Below are 17,960 nucleotides of genomic sequence, written 5' to 3' on the forward strand. Positions count from 1 at the left end.
CCGGCAGGGCGCCGAAGTCGTCATCCCACCCACGAGGAACCGCCGCGCCCCTATTCCTTATGACCGTGGCGCCTATCGCGCCCGCAATCTTGTCGAGCGCCTCTGGTGTCGGCTCAAGGACTGGCGAAGCATTGCTACCCGATACGACAAGCTTGCCGCCAACTACCTCGCAGGTGCCTACATTGCCGCCGTCATTGCATTCTGGTGCGATTGAGTCCCGACTCTAGATGCTACGATGCGGAAATGACTTGCGAATGTTTCTGCTATTCGTGCGCAAGGAGGTTTAATTTATCACCTGATCGGCCAATGATGGAAAAATCTTGCATACCGGATATGGATGATGGAATCGGATTCCCATCCACGCCGGAGGAGCCATGTCCCGCAGTTCTGTGAAGCTCGACACCATCGACCTGAAGATCCTGAGAGAGCTCCAGGCCGACGCCTCACTCCCCCTCACCGACCTTGCCGACCGGGTGGGCGTCTCCCAGACCCCCTGCTGGCGGCGCGTGCAGAAGCTGGAGGCGGCGGGGATCATCCGCAAGCGCGTCACCCTGCTGGACCGGGCGCAGCTGAATGTGGGGGTCACCGTCTTCATCGCCGTCCGCACCAACAAGCATTCGGTGGAATGGCTGGAGACGTTCGCCCGCGCCGTCCAGGACATACCGGAGATCGTGGATTTCTACCGCATGAGCGGGGAGATCGACTATCTGCTGAAAGCCCATGTGCCGGACATCGGCAGCTATGACGCTCTCTACAAAAAGCTGATCTCCAAGGTGGAGCTCACGGACGTGACTTCCATGTTCGCCATGCAGGAGCTCAAATCCACTACAGAGATCCCGCTGCAGTTCGCCAACGCCGGGCCTCTCGGCGCTGCCGGGGCATAGGCATCCTCTCGTGAGAGATTCATCTGAGGTGCTTGCGCAAAGGAGTGCGGAAGCGACCTGGCACAGCCCGTTCGGTCGGGCCTTTTTCATGGACCATGCTCGGTCAATCTTCGGCAAACTCCTCGGGCAGCGCTGGTGCGCCGTGAAGGACGCGAAGCATGCGGACGGTGGAGGCTGTGACCGAATAGGCGGCGATATAGGGCGTGCCGATGATGACGAGTTCGCGCGATGGGTCCGGGAGGACTCGGTGCCCTCGCGTTTTTGAATACCAAAGGCGACGCATCGAGCTGCGCCAGGACAGCCAGCTCGTGGGCGAGCATCGCTCGCCCACGAGCTTCAGGCCTTCGGTGTGCGCATCAAGCTGGTCGAGCCGGACTACGCACCGGCTACCTGCTTCCTGCAGAATTCGGAACTGCGCATCGAGGACCCGATACCCGAGGCACATGCAGCGTTCGCGACACCGGCCATGGTGACGAAAGAGACGGATGTGGCAGAGGCTGTGTGGCAGGCCGCGTCTCATCCAGTCGGTCCAATCGCCTCCCATGGATGAGGTAGGCCATGGACCTGAAGAACGAGAAGAGTTTCTTCGAGACCCGAGTCATCGAGTATCAGAACGGAGGCGCGCTTGCCGAGGATTGAAAGCGATCATTTTCCGGATAGCCGGACACCAATTACTTCGCGAACAATGTTCAGAAAATAATCGCTTGAGCCGTACCCAGGGTCATACCTTAGAAGAGATTCTGAGGAGGCCCCTATGCGCGACAGCACCAACGAAAATACTTGTACCGCCGCGTGATGCGAGGTCGGCGTCCTATGTCGGCGCGATGGCCCACTCCGCCAAAATTTGTTGACGAACCCCGCGCCGCTCAACTTGCGTAGAGAGCGTAAGGCACGTCAGGACAACATGTGGGCATTTGCGACATCCCTGGTGGCTTGCAGGACAAGCCGGATGGTGAGGTCCAGAGGGCGGTCGGCGTGGATGATACTGAAGGGATTGGCCGGCAGTGGGGACCGTGAGGGGATGACCCGAAGCAGGCCGGAAGCGATTTCGCTGGCGACCGTGCTGACGGGCAGCACGCTTATGCCGACACCGCCGACGACCGACTGGATCAGGCCCGGAATGCTGTTGCAGCGAACGATCCGACGCGGCCAGCATTCGCCCGCGTGCAACCAAGCTTCGATCGCAGGCCAGTGGCGGCTTCCCGTATGGAGCAGGAAGGCCTGACCGGTCAGAGCCTGCGGCGTGATCACGGTGGGCAAGGCGGTTTCTGGGCTCCCCAGCCAAGCGAGCTTCAGCTCGCCGATTGCCTCGCTCGCGATGCCGTCCATGCTGGCGGGGCCTGCGACACAGGCGAGGTCTAGGTCGAACGCCAGCACCTTCGGGAGCAGTTCACGGCTCAGCCCCACCTCGATCTCCACCTGGAGCCTCGGCATGCGCCGCTCCAGCTCGATGAGGAGGCTCGGAAGCCAAGTGAGCGCGACCGGCTCGGGAATGCCGATCCGGACGATGCCGACGACCTCACGGCTCTCCGAGATGTCGGACCTGATCTGGTCGGTCAACGCGAAGATGCGCTCTGCGAATTCCAGGAGTGCGCGCCCCTTGGCTGTCACGTGGCAAGAGCGGGTCGACCGTTCGAAGAGGCGCACGCCGAGCCGCGCTTCCAGTTCGGCAATGCGGTTCGAAACCGCCGGCTGCGTCATGTTCAGATGCGCCGCAGCCCCGCTGAAGCTGCCCGTGCGCACCACCCACATGAACGTCGCAAGGTGCTTCAGGTCGGGCAGATTCATTCATTTCCTTTGTTTATTAATATATCAAAAGAAATCGAATTATGCGTGATAAGTGGCAGATGGCAAGCTGAGCCCTCCAAAAACTGTTCCGGGGCCGTGATGCTGACTGCCGACGACGTGATCGATCTCACCATGCCGTTCTACGAAGGCATGCCGACCGACGACCTGGGGCCGAAGGTGTGGGAGCGCATGGGCTATGCCTATGCGCGCCAACTCCAGGGTGGGACGCAGACCCGCGCCGGCCGGCTCGTCCTCACCACCGACCATACGGGCACGCACATTGACGGCCCGCTTCGGTTCAATCCGCAGGGTATGCCGATCGAACAGGTGCCCTTGGAGCGCTTCCTGGCTTCGGCCCGCCTGCTGGACCTGCGATCCCTCGGCCGCACCGGCACGATCGACGTTCCGGCACTGATGCGCGCCAGTGCCGGGGATCTCCAGCCCGGAGAGGCGGCGGTGCTGTGGACGGGCCATGACCGCCACATCGCCGATCCCGGCTATTTCTGGCGGCGGCCCGAACTCGGCCGTGACGCAGCGGAGTTCCTCGCCTCCCGCCGGCCGGCTTTGGTGGCGGCGGACTTTCCCGGCCTCGGGCGTCCAGGAGACGACCGTTTCGAGGTGAAACGCATCCTCCACAAGGCCGGCATCCTGACCATGGAGCAGCTCCGCAACCTCGAGGCGCTCGAAGGACGGATATGGCACCTCTACGGCGCGCCGCTGCGTATCCGAGGCGGAGCCGGGTCCATCATCCGTGCCTGCGGCCTCGTGAACTGGCGCGCCCGAGGCATCGTCGACCTGACGCTCGACCTCCATGGGGCGATGCCCTCACTCGGCGCGATCCCGCAATTCTGGACGCGCGCCAACCACGAACTGACCGCGTTTTTCTCAGCGCAGGAGGTCTCCTACCAGACCAACGCCATGATGCTGAACGAGCACGCCGGCACCCATCTGGATGCGCCGTCCCATTTCGACGAGGACGGGCTGGCCATCGATGATCTCCGCCTTTCGGACCTCGTGGCCCGCGCGCGGATGTTCGACATGCGCCACAAGGGACCACTAGAGGCGATCGGCGCAGCAGACCTGGAAGCGCAGGTGGGGCGGGCCGGTTTCGAGCCGGGCGACGCCGCCGTCATCTGGACGGGCCATTGCCGGAACTACGACCGGGCCGACTATGGCTATCATCGCCCCTTCATCACGGCCGATGGCGCGGACTGGATTGTCGAGCGCAAGGCCTCCGTCCTCGTCACCGACCTGGTCGGCCTGGACGAGCACGCCGATCTGACATCCCCGGTGCACAACAAGATCCTGTTGGCGGGCATCTGCATGCTGCAGGTCACTACCAATCTCGGCGCGCTTGCCGATGGTGGCTGGGAGATCTGCGCCTTCCCGCTGAAGTTCGTCAGAGGCACAGGAGCTCCGCTGCGCGCATTCGCTGCCCGCATCTGATGATCTCGGTCCACTTCGCTGTTTGGCATGAATAATGCTTTGTATTCATTCAGCGAAATGGGATCACTCGATATGGATCGCCCGATTCTGATGGTCAGGAACCTGACGAAGAGCTTCTCAAATGTGCCAGTTCTGAAGGGCATAAGCCTCGATCTTCAGAAAGGTGCTGTGCTTGGAGTGATTGGGGGCAGCGGATCTGGAAAGAGTACGTTCCTCAGATGCCTGAACTACATCGAGCGCCCCACCTCGGGGGAGGTCTATCTCGAGGGGCAGCCGATCGGCTTCCAGACCGGCCCCAGCGGCCTGCATGTGCCCGACACCGCCTCCAGCATCAACCGCATGCGCGCGCAGTTCGGCATGGTGTTCCAGCAATACAATCTCTGGCCGCACATGACCGTGCTGCAGAACGTCATCGAAGCGCCGCTCCACGTCAAACGGCTGCCGAGAAAACAGGCGGTGGAGATCGCGCGCGCCCATCTCGCCAAGGTCAACATGCTGGGCAAGGAGAATGAGTATCCGGCCCGGCTCTCCGGCGGGCAGCAGCAGCGGGTCGCCATTGCACGGGCGCTCGCCATGACGCCGAAGATCATGCTCTTCGATGAGGCAACCTCAGCCCTTGACCCGGAACTGACGGGAGAGGTGCTGACGGTGATGCGGTCGCTGGCCGCCGAGGGCGCGACCATGATCATCGTGACGCACGAGATGGCATTCGTGCGCGATGTGGCCGATCGCATCCTCTTCTTCCATGACGGGCGGATCGAGGACGACGCACCGGCCGCGCAGATGTTCGCCACCCCCAATAGCGAACGCTGCCGCCAGTTTCTCGCGAGGGCGCTACAATGACAACATTGCAGGCTCTGGGAGAGGCCCTGAACCCCGATCTTTTCTGGGAGTACCGAAACGTCCTCCTGAGCGGATTCTCGTACAATCTGCTGATCTTCGCCCTCTCCGCCGTCGGCGCCACGGTGATCGGAATGCTCATCGGCATCGCCCGGCTCAGCAGCAACTGGGCGGTGCGAGCGACCGCGACGTCCTATGCCGAGATCTTCCGCAATACGCCCGAATACGTGCTCCTTGTATGGGCCTATTACGTCCTGCCCATCATCATCGGGCGGATCACGGGGACGAACGTCAGGTTCGATCCGATCACGGTCGCGGTGGCGAGCCTCGCTGTCGCCTATAGCGGCTATTTTTCCGAAACCTTTCGCGCCGGCATCCTGGCGGTACCCAAGGCCAACATCGAGGCCGGCATGTCGGTCGGCATGTCGGGCTGGATGATCCTGCGGCGGCTGGTCATTCCGCAGGCCGTGCGCCGGATGCTGCCCGAAAGCCTCAACCAGTACATCTCGCTGTTCAAATCCACCTCCATCGTATCGCTGATCGCCATCGAGGACCTGATGTACCGGGTCTCGATGATCACCATGGAGGAGTCCCGGCCGCTGCCGCTCTATACCTGGGCGGCCATCGTCTTCTGCACCGCGATCGTGCTCCTCACGCAGGTGGCCGACCGGCTGTCCGCGCGCTGGCGCCGAGCCGGATTGGCGTGAGGCAGCGCCATGCTCGACAATCTCCAGCGCAACGTCCTCAGCAACCTGGACCTTCTGCTGACGGGGCTGCTCACGACCATCCAGGTCTGCACGCAGGCTTTCTTGCTGGCGACCGTCGTGGGTCTCGCGGCCTGCCTGATCCGCCTCTATGTCCCCGCCCTGAAATACGCGGCGATCGCCTATATCGAGTTCTGCCGCTCGACCCCGATGGTCGTGCAATTGCTTTGGGTCAATTATGTCTGGCCGGAGGTCTTCGGCTTTCCTGGAACCGTAATCGGCGCCGGCGTCATCGCACTCGCGCTTCAATCGAGTGGCTATCTGGCGGAAACGTTTCGCTCCGGCATCGAGGCCATCAACAAGGGGCACCGGGAGGCGGCGATGGCGCTTGGCCTCTCGCCGGCCCGCACCATGAGGCGGATCGTCCTGCCCCAGGTGGTGCTCGAAATGGCACCCTCGCTCATCAACCAATTGGCCGTGGTGCTCAAGTCCTCAACCCTCGTCTCGGTCATCGCGGTGCCAGACCTGATGTTCCAGGCGCTGCGCCTCGTCGACCGCTCGCTGGAGCCCATAGAGATCCTCTCCTCCGTGGCGATCCTGTATATCGCGGTGATTACATCAGTATCCTTGATCTCTAAGCTTATATCCGATCACTTCAGGGACAAGTACGGCCTTTCAATAAAACAATAAATATAAATAAAACTTCCAACCTGACAGAGGATATCAAAATGAATGACGACGGAAAACTGAACAAACGAAACTTCCTTACCGCCGCTGCGATCGCGGGCGCGGGGCTCCCCCTGCTCTCGGGCATGTCCACGCCGGCGCGAGCCCAATTGCTCGATACCGGCATCAGCCCGGATTCGATGCTGTCCAAGCTCAAGAAGGGCGGCACCTTGAGGATCGGCTACGCCCAGAACCCGCTGTGGTTCTACAAGGACCCCAAGACCGGCGAGTTGCAGGGCATCTACAAGGACCTTGCAGACCAGCTCGCCAGCGACCTGGAAATGAAGGCCGAATACCAGGAGGTCAATTTCGGGAATGCGACCGTCGCCCTCAGGAAGGGTGACTTCGACCTCCTCGCGGCATCCTTCACCTTCACGGCGGCGCGCGGCCTCGTGGTCAACTTCATCGGCCCGATCTGGACCAAGGGGAGCCTTGCCATCGTCCACAAGGACGATGCGGACAAGTACAAGACTCTGGCCGACCTCAATAACGAGAACGTCACCATCTCGGTCAGCGCTGGGGCGACGGAAGAGGCGCGCATGCCGCTCCTGTTCCCGAAGGCGAAGGTGCTCTCCGTCGCCGGGCAGCAGGCCCTCGCGGCCGAGCCGGTGCGGGCACGCCGCGCAACGGCCTATTGGACCGGAGACATCGATATCCTGAGCCTCGCCAAGCGCAATTCATGGGCCCATGTCATCGACCCGGACCACCCCTTCGACAAGCGGCCGAACACCTGGGCAATTCGCTACGGGGATGAGCCGTGGAAGAACTTCCTCGACATGTGGGTGGCCACCGTCCTAGCCACCGGTCAGGTCCAGGCGCTCTACAAGAGCTACGTCGAGAGATTCACATGAAATCGCCTCTGCGGAAATTGATCTTGAGAACCGCGTCTATCTGGAATGCCTGATCGTCGAATGTAACTGCCGCCACCGACCATATTGAAATCGACATCGAGCATATACATGAGGAAGACGGCGACACTCTGCGCCGCCTTTCCAGTTTCGTGCGTGCCGGGTGATCGGCGAATTCTATCAATGTTCACAGATAAAGCGGCGGATCGCCTGCCCGAGCCTCTCATCGGCCGTGTTGAAATGGCCGATGATGGATGTGTGATTGTGGCCTTGGAGCCAGACCACCGGCGGAGAGCGGCGCTTGGCGACGGCGAGACGGTGAACCAGCTCCGCGCTGTAGACATCGATCAGAGGATTCTCGTATTCCGCCCAAGCTACCAAGGTCGGCACGCTGCCGGCATCGACGTGGGAGACCGGGGAATAGTCATCCAGCAGCGCAGCGTCGGTGGTCTGGTAATAGGCTTCCACCTTCTTGGCGTTGGGATTCTCGGCGAGGACGTCGGCCCTCACCCGGCCGCTGACGAGGATCAGCCCTCGCAGGAGATTGCCTTCATCCGGCCGGAAGCGCGCGTCATAGGCATACGTGGCGACATGGGCGCAGCCGGCCGAATGCCCCATGAGGAAGATGCGGTCCTCATCGATACCGAGATCGGTGGCGTGGGCCTTCACCCACGCCACCACCGCGGCGATATCCTGTGTGGCGCCGGGATATGGCGTGTCGTCTGCAAGACGATAGCCGACGTTGACGCCGACGATGCCGTGCCTGGCGAAATACATCAGGACGTTCGAATAGATGGCCAGCGTGCGGTTGCGATGGCCTTCCACGAACGCTCCGCCATGCACGAAGATGAGTGCCGGCCGCTTGCCGGCCGCCCCTGCGGGCTGGAAGACGTCGAAGCTCTGGCGCGGATGGGATCCATAGACCACGTCCCGCGTGATGGAGACGCCATCGGTCGGCGCGTCCTTCAGAACTTCGGTGAAGTGGTCGAGCATGAGCTTGACGTGCCCACCGACATTGCTGCCCCATTTGGGACCGATCTCAGCCATCAGGCGACGAAGCTCTTCGGGGATGGGGGGGCCGGACGCGACGTCACGCTGGTCCATGGAAAAACGCCTTCACCAATCACGTGGCGCGCACACAATCACGCGTCGTCGCCGGGGGCAATGGCCTTGCGCTCCGGGGGGCAAACGCCGTACCTCAGACGCTCTTTCCGGCACCCTCAGGCCCGCCCGTGACCGACGCATCTCCAGACGAGCTGAGACTGATCCCGCTGCGCGGCGTCCCCTGGGTCATGCCCGGAGACGACCTCGCCGACATCCTGTTCGCTGCCCTCGCCACGTCGGGCCAGACATTGCAGGTGGGAGACGTCCTCGTTCTCGCGCAGAAGATCGTCTCCAAGGCGGAAGGCCGGCTGGTCCACCTCCCAACCGTGACACCGAGCACCCGCGCCGAGGAACTGGCACAAAAAACGCAAAAGGATGCGCGGCTGGTGGAGCTGGTGCTGTTGGAATCCGCGGAAGTGCTGCGGGCGGTGCCCGGCGTGCTGGTGGTCGCCCATCGCCTCGGTATGGTGCTGGCGAATGCAGGGATAGACCGCTCCAACGTGGACGGCCACGACTGCGCCCTCCTGCTTCCGGTGGATCCGGACGCCAGCAGCGGCGCGCTTCGCCGGGAGATCAAGGCGCGCACGGGCCTCGACGTGGCGGTCCTGATCATCGACAGCATCGGCCGGGCCTGGCGCATGGGCACCGTGGGAACCACCATCGGCGCCAGCGGCCTCCCCACCCTGCTGAACCTGCGCGGCACACCGGACCTGTTCGGCCGCCCGCTGGAAACCACGGAGATCGGCATGGCGGACGAACTGGCCGCCGCCGCCTCGCTGGTGATGGGCCAGGGCGCGGAGGGGCGGCCCATCGTCCTTGCCCGCGGCGTGCCCTATGCCCGCACTGAGGCCAGCGCGAAGAACCTCATAAGGCCGCGGGACAAGGACCTCTTCCGATGACCGGAATGCCCACGTCAGGGATGAACGTGCTGGCCCTCGCCGGCGGTGTCGGCGGCGCCAAGCTGGCGGACGGGCTGGCCCATCTGCTGGGCGAACGGCTGACGGTCGCCGGCAATACGGGAGACGACTTCGAGCATCTGGGCTTTTCTATTTCACCCGATCTCGACACCGTCATGTACACCCTCGCCGGCATCGCCAATCCGGAACTGGGATGGGGCATTGCGGGCGAAACCTGGAGCTTCATGGAACAGGTGGAGCGGCTCGGCGGGCCGGTCTGGTTCCGCCTCGGCGACCGCGACATCGCCACCCATGCCCTTCGCACCTCGCGGCTGCGCAGCGGTGAAAGCCTCACCGCCGTGACCGCCGACCTCTGCCGCGCCCTGGGTATCTCCGCCCGCGTGGTGCCCATGACCGACGACCGGGTCCGCACGATGCTGGAGACCGAGGACGGGCCGCTCGCCTTCCAGGACTATTTCGTGCGCCTGAAATGCGCCGTCGCTGTGCGCAGTATCCTGTTCGAAGGCGCCGAACAGGCGAACCCCAATCCAGCGCTGATGGCCATGCGGGGCGAGGCGGCTCCGCAGGCGATCGTGATCTGCCCCTCGAATCCCTATCTCAGCATCGACCCCATCCTCGCCGTGCCGGGCCTGCGCGACTTCATCCGTGAGACCCCCGCGCCGGTGGTGGCGGTCTCCCCCATCGTCGCCGGGGCGGCCATCAAGGGGCCGGCAGCGAAGCTGATGGCGGAACTCGGCCATACGGTCAGTGCCGCGACGGTGGCCGAACATTATCGCGGCCTCGTGGATGCGCTGCTGATCGACGAGGCGGACGCGCCCCTGGCGGAGGACATCGAACGCATGGGCATGAAGCCGGTGGTGGCGAGCACCGTCATGCGCAGCCGCGCGGACCGCATAACCCTCGCCGGCCTTTGCCTGAAGGTGGCGCAGGACCTGGCGTGACAACATACTGGGGCGAGAGCCGGCGTCGCATTTGCATGTTAATTTCGATGAAATGTAACATGTCAGTTCATCGGAGTGTTGCCCATGACCGATTTTGCGATCGACCGTGACGAGCTGGTGCAGCTTGCGCTCGACCTCTGCAACATCGAGAGCCCGCCGGGCGGAGAGGCGGAAGTGGGCGAGTTCATCCTCGATTGGATGAAGCGGGAAGGCTTCTCGCCCCGGAAGATCGGCATGCTGCCGGAGCGGTTCAATGTGCTGGGCCGCCTGCCCGGCGCCGGCGACGGCTACTCCCTGATCTTCAACAGCCACATGGATACAGGCCGCAGCAAGGCGGACCTCTGGAGCCTGCGTAACCCGAACGCGGCCATCGACCACGGCGCATGGCTGAGGGGCGATACGCTCTATGGCGAGGGCATCGTCAACGACAAGGGGCCCATGGCCGCCTTCCTCATCGCCGCCAAGGCGGTGAAGGCGTCGGGCATCCAGCTCCGCGGCGACCTGCTGCTGTCGGCGGTGCCCGGCGAAATCGGCTACGAGGCGGTGGATGAGTTTGAATCGCCGCGCTATCTCTCGAAGGAAGTGGGCAGCCGCTATCTGATCCAGCATGGGGGCGTCGCCGACTTCGCATTGGTGGCGGAGGGCACGGATTTCCGCTACGCCGCCATCGAGGCCGGCAAGGCCTTCTTCAAGGTGACGGTGCACGGCGAGGGGCAGCTCTACACGCCCTTCGTGCCCGACGCCGAAGTGGACGTGAAGCATCCCAATGCCATCGTCCGCGCTGCGCTGCTGGTGCCGGTGCTCCAGCAATGGGCGCGCGGTTACGAGACCCGCAACACCTACCATTGCAAGGACGGCACCATCGTCCCCAAGGTGGTCATCGGCGCCATCCGTGCCGGAAACCCCTATCATGTGACGCGCACCTCCGAGCTTTGCGCGCTCTATATCGATTGCCGCCTGACGCCGGTGTCCGATCCGCTGGCGATCCAGCGCCAGTTGAAGACCATGCTGGCCGATCAGGGGATTCCGGGGGATGTGGAGCTGTTCGTCTACCGCCGATCCTACGAGGCAGGCGACACCACCATCCTGCTCGACGGCATCCGCGCCGCCCACAGGGACGTTTTCAACGCCGAGCTGGAGCTGGCACACGCGCCCATTTCCAGCATGTGGCGCGACGTTTCCATCTTCAACGAGATGGGCATCCCGGCCATCACCTACGGGCCGCCGCGCGGCTTCAAGACCCAGTGCATGACCGTCGACGATATCGTCGCCACCGCGCAGTCCTACGCGCGCATCGCCGTGAATGTGTGCAGCCGCGTGAAGCCGGAGGCCAGGTGAGGCCTGAGGCGCTCATGAGAGGCCGGTGATCTTCACCCCCGCACTCTTCACCTTGTAGCGGCGGTTGATGCCGATGAGCACCGAGGTCATCGCCTCCACCGCCGCAGAATTGGCAAGGACGCCGGCATCGATGCCGGTGGCGCCCACCGCGTTGGCAAGCGCGATGCCGAGTTCCCGCGCATCCTTGTCGTTGCCGCAGACCAGGACATCGCATTCGATGGGCTCGCCCGCGTGAAGCTTGGCAGCGCCGATATTGTGGAAGGCGGAGATGACGCGCACCCCTTCGCCCAGAAGCTCCTGGGCGATCTGCGCGGCCGAGCCCTCCTTCGGCAACTGGACCGTGGCGACCTTCGGCGGCACCAGCGGTACCACCGCGTCGAGCAGGATCTTGCCCTGCACCAGATCGTGGATCTCGGCCAGCGTCTCCCCGTGGCTCGCCCAGGGAACGGAGAGGATGACCACGTCACCTGCCATCGTCGCGCCGCGCATGTCCGCCCCCCGCGCGTGCGCGCCGAGGGTGGCAGCAAACGCCTGCGCCTTCTCGCGGGAGCGCGAACCGATGGTGACCCCGTATCCCGCCGCTAGAAGCCTCTTGGCGAGACCCGAGCCGAGATCGCCGGTGCCGCCCAGAATGGCGATTTTGGGAAGGTCGTCGCTCATGTCATCACCTCTCGGCGCCGGCCCGAGCGGGCTCTGAGCGCGTCATTTTTTCGTTTCTAACATTTTAGTTTTATGTTTCAAGCTACAAGAAACTGATATATCTCAAGGCAAGCCTCGGTGAAGCGGGCGATGAAGGTGGGCCGGACGATACGGCGACTGAAGGGAACTGATGCGATGAGCGAACCGGAACTGATCGGCGGAACCGCTGAGGATCGGGCCAAGATCCTGGAGTTGCATGAAGCCTATATCGACGCCAACACACGCTTCGACTGGCCCAAGGTTGCGACGCTGTACAGCGGCACGCCGGAAGCGGTCTATTTCAACCTGAACGGCCACACCTATTACGGCCGCGAACACTGGATCAACCTCTGGAAATATTATGGCCAGAACGTCGATTCCACCTATTGGACGCCCTTCGACATCAAGGGCGTGGTGAACGACGGCATGGCGGTCGTCTACTGCCATCGCAAGACCCGCCGCCGCTGGACCGGAAGCGAGCCCCCGCCGCGCGACCTCAATTATGACGACAGCGAATTCGTGACCCGGTCCACCATGGTGTTCCGCCGGGAAGAAGATGGCGTGTGGCGCGTCGTCCACGCCCATTTCTCGAAGGAAGAATCGACGCCGCGTCCCGGCGGCGTGTGATACCAGCATCCGGATGGAGGCTTCCCGCCTCCCTCCCTTTCGGAGATGCCCATGAGCCCGTCTGAGAGCCCTCTGCCCAAACTCAGCATCCGGCTGCATGGCGGGATGCACCCGCGCGACTGCCTCGCCTTCGCCAAGACCGCCGACGAGGCGGGGCTGCAGGGAGTCTGGTTCGCCGAAAACCCCTTCGCGCGCGGCATCCTCGCGGCCGCGACGCTCTGCGCCGCGCACACCAGGAACATCCATATCGGCGCCGGCGTGTTCAATCCCTTCAGCCGCCATCCGAGCCTCATGGCCATGGAGATCGGTGCGCTCGACGAGGTAAGCGACGGGCGCGTCTCCCTCTCCATCGGCGCGGGCGTCGCCGGCGGCGTGGAGCGCATGGGCTTCAGCTACGACAAGCCCCTCAGCGCGGTGCGCGATGCGGTCGCCATCGTGCGCGGGCTGCTGAAAGGCGAGACGGTGACCTATGAGGGCAAGGTGCTCTCGTCCAAGGGCATCAAGCTCGATTATGTCGCGCGGCCGGGCCTGCCCATCCATGTGGCGGGACGCGGCGACAATACCCTCGCCTTCTGCGGCGAGGCGGCGGATGGCTGGATCGTCTCCAACATGTGCACGCCCGGCTTCATCGCCGAGGCCTCGCAGATCGTGTTCGGCGCCGCGCGCAAGGCAGGGCGGACGGTCCTTCCGGAGATCGTCCGCTATGCCCCCTGCGTCGTGCGCAAGGACCGGGCGGAGGCGCATCTCGCAGCGAAGCTCGCGGTGGCGGAGATGCTTCCCGGCTTCGTCGCCTTGAGCAAGCGCGTCGCCACGGTGAAGGATGCGCTGCTGATCGGCACCGGGCTGGAAGAGAGCGAACTCGACACGGCCGCCGCGCGGCTGAAGGCCGGAGAGGATGCCGGCGCGGTGCTGGATGAGCGCCATGTGGCTGCCTATGCGGTCGCCGGAACGCCGGAGGACTGCCTGGAGCAGGCAGCGTCGCAGAAGGCGCTGGGGATTACCGACCTCGCACTGACCTTCGCCGGCGAGATGCCCCACGAGGAAATGCGGCTCCTGGCGGGCGCGACCCGATAGCCAACTTCGCCTACCCACACCGCAAGCGAGGATGGCCGGGTGTGTCCCGGCCGTCGCGTCGCGTTCCAGGGCGGCATTCTCGTTGAACGCCGCCCCATCCCTCATTTCAGCTTGCCGAGATCGAACGCCTTCGCCTGGGCCTGCACCGCTGCCCGGTCGAAATCGTTGGCGTCCTTGATGAAATCGTTGGTGAAGATGCGGCTCGTCGGCACTTTCTGCTTCAGTACGCCGGTATCCACCAGATAGGTGACGAGGTCGTCCCAGCTCTTGGCGACGAACAGGCCGTAAACCCCGTTGGTCTCGGGCGAGCTCCAGATCTCCATGCGCTTCAGGTTCACCGCGATGCCGCCCTTCAGGATCTCCTCGGGCGTGCCCACCTTCGGCTCGGCTTCCGGCACCAGCTTCCAGGAGATGCGCACTGCGGCTTCCGGGTTCGCCATGGTGAAGACATAGCCCTTGGCCACCGCGCGGGCGAAGCCCGAGATGACCTTCGGCTCCTTGGCGATCATCTCCTGCTTGGCGACGATGGAAGCATCCGGGAAGGTGGCGAAGCCGCCCGACATGGGCAGGTAGCGCAGCGGGAGGCCGGCTACCTCGAACTTCGCGGTCGCCTCGGAGGAGAAGATCAGCGCATCCACGAGGCCCTGCCGCAGCGAGGTCATGGCCTGCGCACCGGCACCGACCGAGATGAAGCTGACGTCCGTCTTGTCGAGGCCGGCTTCCCTGGCGAGTGCCTCGCCATAGGTGATGCCGGCACTGCCCATGGCGGTGACGCCGATCTTCTTGCCCTTGAGCTCCTTGAAGCTCTTGATCGGGCTATCCTTCATCACCGAAGTGGCCCAGATGGACCCGTAGTAGAGATCGTAGACGTATTTGATGTCCAGCGTCCCATCCTGCATGCCGACGATGGACTGGGCCGGGGAGGCCGCGCCGAGATCGCCCGCGCCGGAGGACACGCCGATGGCGGAGGCGTTGGAGCCGCCGGAGGCGATGAGGTTCACGTCCAGTCCCTCATCCTTGAAATAGCCCATGTACTTGGCCACCAGGAAGGGCGAGAAGGCTTCCGAAATCACCGTGGTGGGGACCAGGAAGGTGATCTTGCGCAGCTGTTGCGCGTCGGCGGCCGCCGTGAAGGCGCCCATCAGCAGCGCCGCGCTGAGGGTGATCCTTGCCAGGCGGGACAACGCGCCAAGCGTTATCCCCCCGATGCTCTGTGCACTGAGTGACATGCGGTTCTCCTATGGAAGGTCTGGATCCGGGTCGTGCGCATTTCACGCCGCCCTCTTCTTTGATGCTTTGGCTTCGGCGATCAGGCCCCAGACGCGCTCTGGCGAGAGGGGCAATTGGTTCGGCTTGAGGTCGAGGCCGGGAAAGGCGGCCGCGATGGCATTGGCGATGACGCCGCCCACGGAGATGAGCCCGCCCTCCCCCGCTCCCTTCACGCCAAGGGGATTGTTCGGGCAGGCGCGCAGCTCCAGAGAATGGGCGCGCAAATGGGGAAAGTCGGAGGCCGTAGGCAGCAGGTAGTCAGCGAGCGACCCGGTGAGCGCCTGGCCGTCCTCGTCATAGCGCAGTTCCTCCAGGAAGGTGCTGCCGAGGCCCTGGACGAGGGCGCCGATCACCTGCCCGTGGAGCGTGAGGGGATTGATGACGCGGCCCACATCGTCCACCGCGAGATAGTCCAGCACCTCCACGTGGCCGGTCTTCGGGTCCACAGCCACATGGGCAGCGTGGGCACCGTAGCTGTAGGTGAGGGTCGTGTTGAAGAAATCGCGCTCCACCGAGATCCTCTCGGCACCGAAAGCCACGAAGCCCAATGCAGGACGGCCCGGCACATGCACCAGGCCGTCGGACACGCAGACGTCCTCCGCCGCGCAGCCATGGCGCGCGGCAGCGGTGGCGCGGAGCGCGTCCTTCAGCGCGGTCGCGGCGAGCACCACGGCATTGCCGCCCATCACCGTGGAGCGGGAGTGGAACGAGCCGTAACCCTGCTTCACCAGCGTGGTCGAGCCGTGGAAGATGCGCAGCCGCTCCATGGGAATTTCGAGTGCGTCGGCAGCGATCTGGATAAGGATGGTCTCCACCCCCTGCCCGAGCCCGGAGGAGCCCACATAAAGGCTCACCGAGCCGTCCGCCTCCAGGTCCATGCGCGCCGCCTCGCTCGGGCCGGAGGCACCCCCCTCGATATAATTGCCGAGCGCGATGCCATGGTGTCGGCCATCGATCAGCTTGCCGTTGAGCGCCAGCTTCTCTTCCCAGCCGAACGCCGCCAGGCAGTTGTCCATCAGCTCGGCATAGGCGCCGCCGTCGCACCTGGTCTGGGTCATGTTGTCGGCATGGCCCATGGGCGCCAGCGGATAGGGCATCTCCGCTTCGGAGACGAGGTTCCTGCGGCGGATCTCCGCCCGATCGACGCCGAGGTCGGCGGCGGCGTGGTCCAGCAGGCGCTCGAAGCAGAAAGCGCTCTCATAGCGGCCGGGACCGCGATAGGTGCCCGCGGGCGTCTTGTTGGTGACAAGCACCGTCGCCGATACGTGGATGTTCGGCACCCGGTAGGGGCCGCTCATGAACTGCGCCACGTTGCGCGGCGGCGTGAACCCGTTGGTGCGGACATAGGCGCCGGTGTCCACGTCCACATTGCCCCGCAGGCCCAGCACCATGCCGTCGCTCGCGCAGGCGATCTCCACGTCCGCCTCCATCTCGCGGGCATGGTTCATGGCGATGAGGTGCTCGCGCCGATCCTCCGACCAGGCGACCGAGCCGCCTACATGGAAAGCGGCAAATGGAATGAGGAAGTCTTCGGGGTAGAATTCGCCGCGCGCGCCGAAGCCGCCGCCGACGTCCACCTCCATCATCTCCACCTGCGCCTTGTCGAGCCCGAGCATGCGGGCGAGCAAAGCGCGGTTGAAGAAGGGCACCTTGGCGGCTCCCCATACGATGAGCTGGCCGGCCTCGTCCTTCCACTCGGCGAACAGCCCGCGCGGCTCCATGGGCAAGGCGGTGTGGCGCTGGATTTTAAAGCGCTCGCGGCGGACATAGGGCGCGGTCGCGAAGGCGGCGTCGGCATCGCCACAGCGGGCGTGGAACACCACCGTCTTGTTGGTGCCAGATGCTTCGAAGAGAAGCGTCTCGTCGGCGAGCGCCGCCTGCGTCCCCGCCACCACGGGCAGCGGATCGATCTCCAAGGCGATGTGCTCCAGGGCGTCCTCGGCCAGCGCCGCGCTCTGCGCCACCACCACCGCGATGGGCTCGCCCACATAGCGCACGTGCCCGGTGGCGATGACCGGCTGATAATAGGGCTCGCCTTCGGGGATGATGGTCTGGCGCAGCGGGATCTTCGGCCGCTCGCCGATCTCGGCGGCGGTGATGACGGCGCGCACGCCCAGCATACCCAGCGCTTCCGAGGCATCGATGCGGCGGATCACGCCGTGGGCGACGGGGCTGCGCAGGATCACTGCATGGAAGCTGTCGGCGCGGGCGAGGTCGGCCACATAGGTCCCTTCGCCGCGCAGGAAGCGATAATCCTCCACGCGCTCGATGGGTGCGCCCACATAGGCGTTAGGGCGCGGGTTCATGTCTCCCCCGCCCCATAGGCGGCGCGGGCATCGAGGATGGCCTCGATGATGGGCACATAGCCGGTGCAGCGGCAGAGGTTCCCGCTGATCACTTCGCGGACGCGCGCCTCGTCCGCGTTCGCCTCATGCGTCAGCAGCGCGTGGGCGGTGGTGATCATGCCCGGCGTGCAGAAGCCGCATTGCAGCGCGTGATGCTTCTTGAAGGACTGCTGGAGCGGGGTCAGCCCCTCAGGCAGCGAAAGGCCTTCCACCGTGGTGACGCTGCTGCCTTCTGCCTGCACGGTCAGCATCAGGCAGGAGCGCACGGCGGCGCCGTCCACAAGCACGGTGCAGGCACCGCAGACGCCATGCTCGCAGCCGAGATGGGTGCCGGTGAGCGAGAGCTGGGTGCGCAGTGCGTCGGCCAGCGTCATGCGCGGTGGAACATCGAGGGTGCGCGTGGCTCCGTTCACCTGAAGGGTCACCGCCAT

The 17,960-nt window shown here is 64.4% G+C and carries 18 protein-coding genes and 1 pseudogene; 12 read left to right on the plus strand and 7 right to left on the minus strand.

Features of this window, described 5'->3' with window-relative positions:
- Both ABLE91_RS27675 and ABLE91_RS27680 read left to right on the plus strand, forming a co-directional pair.
- Positions 1 to 214, plus strand: a pseudogene (locus tag ABLE91_RS27675) (IS5/IS1182 family transposase); the annotation flags it as partial.
- A gap of 160 nt (positions 215 to 374) precedes the next feature.
- Entirely contained in the window at positions 375 to 884 is a 510-nt protein-coding gene (locus tag ABLE91_RS27680) for an Lrp/AsnC family transcriptional regulator (RefSeq protein WP_348935780.1), read from the plus strand.
- Between the two features lie 103 nt (positions 885 to 987).
- On the opposite strand, the gene ABLE91_RS27685 is transcribed toward ABLE91_RS27680, so the two are convergent.
- The gene (locus ABLE91_RS27685; RefSeq protein WP_348935781.1) at positions 988 to 1,329 is read right to left on the minus strand and encodes a hypothetical protein; all 342 of its coding nucleotides are present in this window, start codon (positions 1,327 to 1,329) and stop codon (positions 988 to 990) included.
- Between the two features lie 449 nt (positions 1,330 to 1,778).
- A complete protein-coding gene (locus ABLE91_RS27690) occupies positions 1,779 to 2,672 on the minus strand; it encodes a LysR family transcriptional regulator (protein ID WP_348935782.1) in 894 nt (297 codons plus the stop codon).
- 99 nt (positions 2,673 to 2,771) lie between these two features.
- Between ABLE91_RS27690 and ABLE91_RS27695 the strand changes: the two genes are divergently transcribed.
- From ABLE91_RS27695 to ABLE91_RS27715, 5 genes are read left to right on the plus strand one after another with little or no spacing between them, the layout of a single operon-like run.
- Positions 2,772 to 4,118, plus strand: a complete 1,347-nt coding sequence (locus ABLE91_RS27695; protein WP_348935783.1) for a cyclase family protein — start codon at positions 2,772 to 2,774, stop codon at positions 4,116 to 4,118.
- Positions 4,119 to 4,145: 27 nt separating this feature from the next.
- The gene (locus ABLE91_RS27700; RefSeq protein WP_348935784.1) at positions 4,146 to 4,961 is read left to right on the plus strand and encodes an amino acid ABC transporter ATP-binding protein; all 816 of its coding nucleotides are present in this window, start codon (positions 4,146 to 4,148) and stop codon (positions 4,959 to 4,961) included.
- On the plus strand, positions 4,958 to 5,665 hold the full coding sequence (locus ABLE91_RS27705) for an amino acid ABC transporter permease (protein ID WP_348935785.1): 708 nt from the start codon (positions 4,958 to 4,960) through the stop codon (positions 5,663 to 5,665). Before ABLE91_RS27700 ends, ABLE91_RS27705 begins: the two co-directional genes overlap by 4 nt.
- Positions 5,666 to 5,674: 9 nt before the next feature.
- Positions 5,675 to 6,352, plus strand: a complete 678-nt coding sequence (locus ABLE91_RS27710) for an amino acid ABC transporter permease (protein ID WP_348935786.1) — start codon at positions 5,675 to 5,677, stop codon at positions 6,350 to 6,352.
- A gap of 38 nt (positions 6,353 to 6,390) precedes the next feature.
- A complete protein-coding gene (locus tag ABLE91_RS27715; protein WP_348935787.1) occupies positions 6,391 to 7,239 on the plus strand; it encodes a substrate-binding periplasmic protein in 849 nt (282 codons plus the stop codon).
- Between the two features lie 177 nt (positions 7,240 to 7,416).
- Here the strand turns inward: ABLE91_RS27715 and ABLE91_RS27720 are convergent, their stop codons facing one another.
- The gene (locus tag ABLE91_RS27720; protein WP_348935788.1) at positions 7,417 to 8,340 is read right to left on the minus strand and encodes an alpha/beta hydrolase; all 924 of its coding nucleotides are present in this window, start codon (positions 8,338 to 8,340) and stop codon (positions 7,417 to 7,419) included.
- Between the two features lie 128 nt (positions 8,341 to 8,468).
- Between ABLE91_RS27720 and cofE the strand changes: the two genes are divergently transcribed.
- The 3 genes from cofE (at position 8,469) to ABLE91_RS27735 (ending at position 11,536) form a co-directional block, all read left to right on the plus strand.
- Complete coding sequence (cofE, locus tag ABLE91_RS27725) at positions 8,469 to 9,239, plus strand: coenzyme F420-0:L-glutamate ligase (RefSeq protein WP_348935789.1); 771 nt, start codon at positions 8,469 to 8,471, stop codon at positions 9,237 to 9,239.
- Positions 9,236 to 10,198: a 2-phospho-L-lactate transferase gene (gene cofD, locus ABLE91_RS27730; RefSeq protein ID WP_348935790.1), complete on the plus strand. Its 963-nt coding sequence runs from the start codon at positions 9,236 to 9,238 to the stop codon at positions 10,196 to 10,198. The genes cofE and cofD overlap by 4 nt, the downstream gene beginning before the upstream one ends.
- An 84-nt stretch (positions 10,199 to 10,282) precedes the next feature.
- On the plus strand, positions 10,283 to 11,536 hold the full coding sequence (locus ABLE91_RS27735) for a M20/M25/M40 family metallo-hydrolase (protein ID WP_348935791.1): 1,254 nt from the start codon (positions 10,283 to 10,285) through the stop codon (positions 11,534 to 11,536).
- A 12-nt stretch (positions 11,537 to 11,548) separates the two neighbouring features.
- Here the strand turns inward: ABLE91_RS27735 and npdG are convergent, their stop codons facing one another.
- On the minus strand, positions 11,549 to 12,196 hold the full coding sequence (npdG, locus tag ABLE91_RS27740) for an NADPH-dependent F420 reductase (RefSeq protein WP_348935792.1): 648 nt from the start codon (positions 12,194 to 12,196) through the stop codon (positions 11,549 to 11,551).
- A gap of 174 nt (positions 12,197 to 12,370) precedes the next feature.
- Here npdG and ABLE91_RS27745 point away from each other — a divergent pair, with 174 nt between their 5' ends.
- Together ABLE91_RS27745 and ABLE91_RS27750 are read left to right on the plus strand one after the other, a co-directional pair.
- Positions 12,371 to 12,841 carry a YybH family protein gene (locus ABLE91_RS27745; protein WP_348935793.1) on the plus strand — a complete coding sequence of 157 codons (471 nt, stop codon included), beginning with the start codon at positions 12,371 to 12,373 and terminating at the stop codon, positions 12,839 to 12,841.
- Positions 12,842 to 12,892: 51 nt separating this feature from the next.
- Entirely contained in the window at positions 12,893 to 13,915 is a 1,023-nt protein-coding gene (locus ABLE91_RS27750; protein ID WP_348935795.1) for an LLM class flavin-dependent oxidoreductase, read from the plus strand.
- Positions 13,916 to 14,016: 101 nt separating this feature from the next.
- Here ABLE91_RS27750 and ABLE91_RS27755 read toward each other — a convergent pair whose 3' ends face one another.
- Genes ABLE91_RS27755 through ABLE91_RS27765 form a run of 3 tightly spaced genes read right to left on the minus strand, consistent with a single transcriptional unit; the run spans position 14,017 to position 17,960 of the window.
- Positions 14,017 to 15,144 carry an ABC transporter substrate-binding protein gene (locus tag ABLE91_RS27755; protein ID WP_348935796.1) on the minus strand — a complete coding sequence of 376 codons (1,128 nt, stop codon included), beginning with the start codon at positions 15,142 to 15,144 and terminating at the stop codon, positions 14,017 to 14,019.
- Positions 15,145 to 15,186: 42 nt separating this feature from the next.
- Positions 15,187 to 17,490 carry a xanthine dehydrogenase family protein molybdopterin-binding subunit gene (locus ABLE91_RS27760; RefSeq protein ID WP_348935797.1) on the minus strand — a complete coding sequence of 768 codons (2,304 nt, stop codon included), beginning with the start codon at positions 17,488 to 17,490 and terminating at the stop codon, positions 15,187 to 15,189.
- Positions 17,487 to 17,960: a (2Fe-2S)-binding protein gene (locus ABLE91_RS27765; protein ID WP_348935798.1), complete on the minus strand. Its 474-nt coding sequence runs from the start codon at positions 17,958 to 17,960 to the stop codon at positions 17,487 to 17,489. The genes ABLE91_RS27760 and ABLE91_RS27765 overlap by 4 nt, the downstream gene beginning before the upstream one ends.

Source organism: Aquabacter albus, assembly GCF_040049275.1.
Taxonomy (GTDB): Bacteria; Pseudomonadota; Alphaproteobacteria; order Rhizobiales; family Xanthobacteraceae; genus Aquabacter.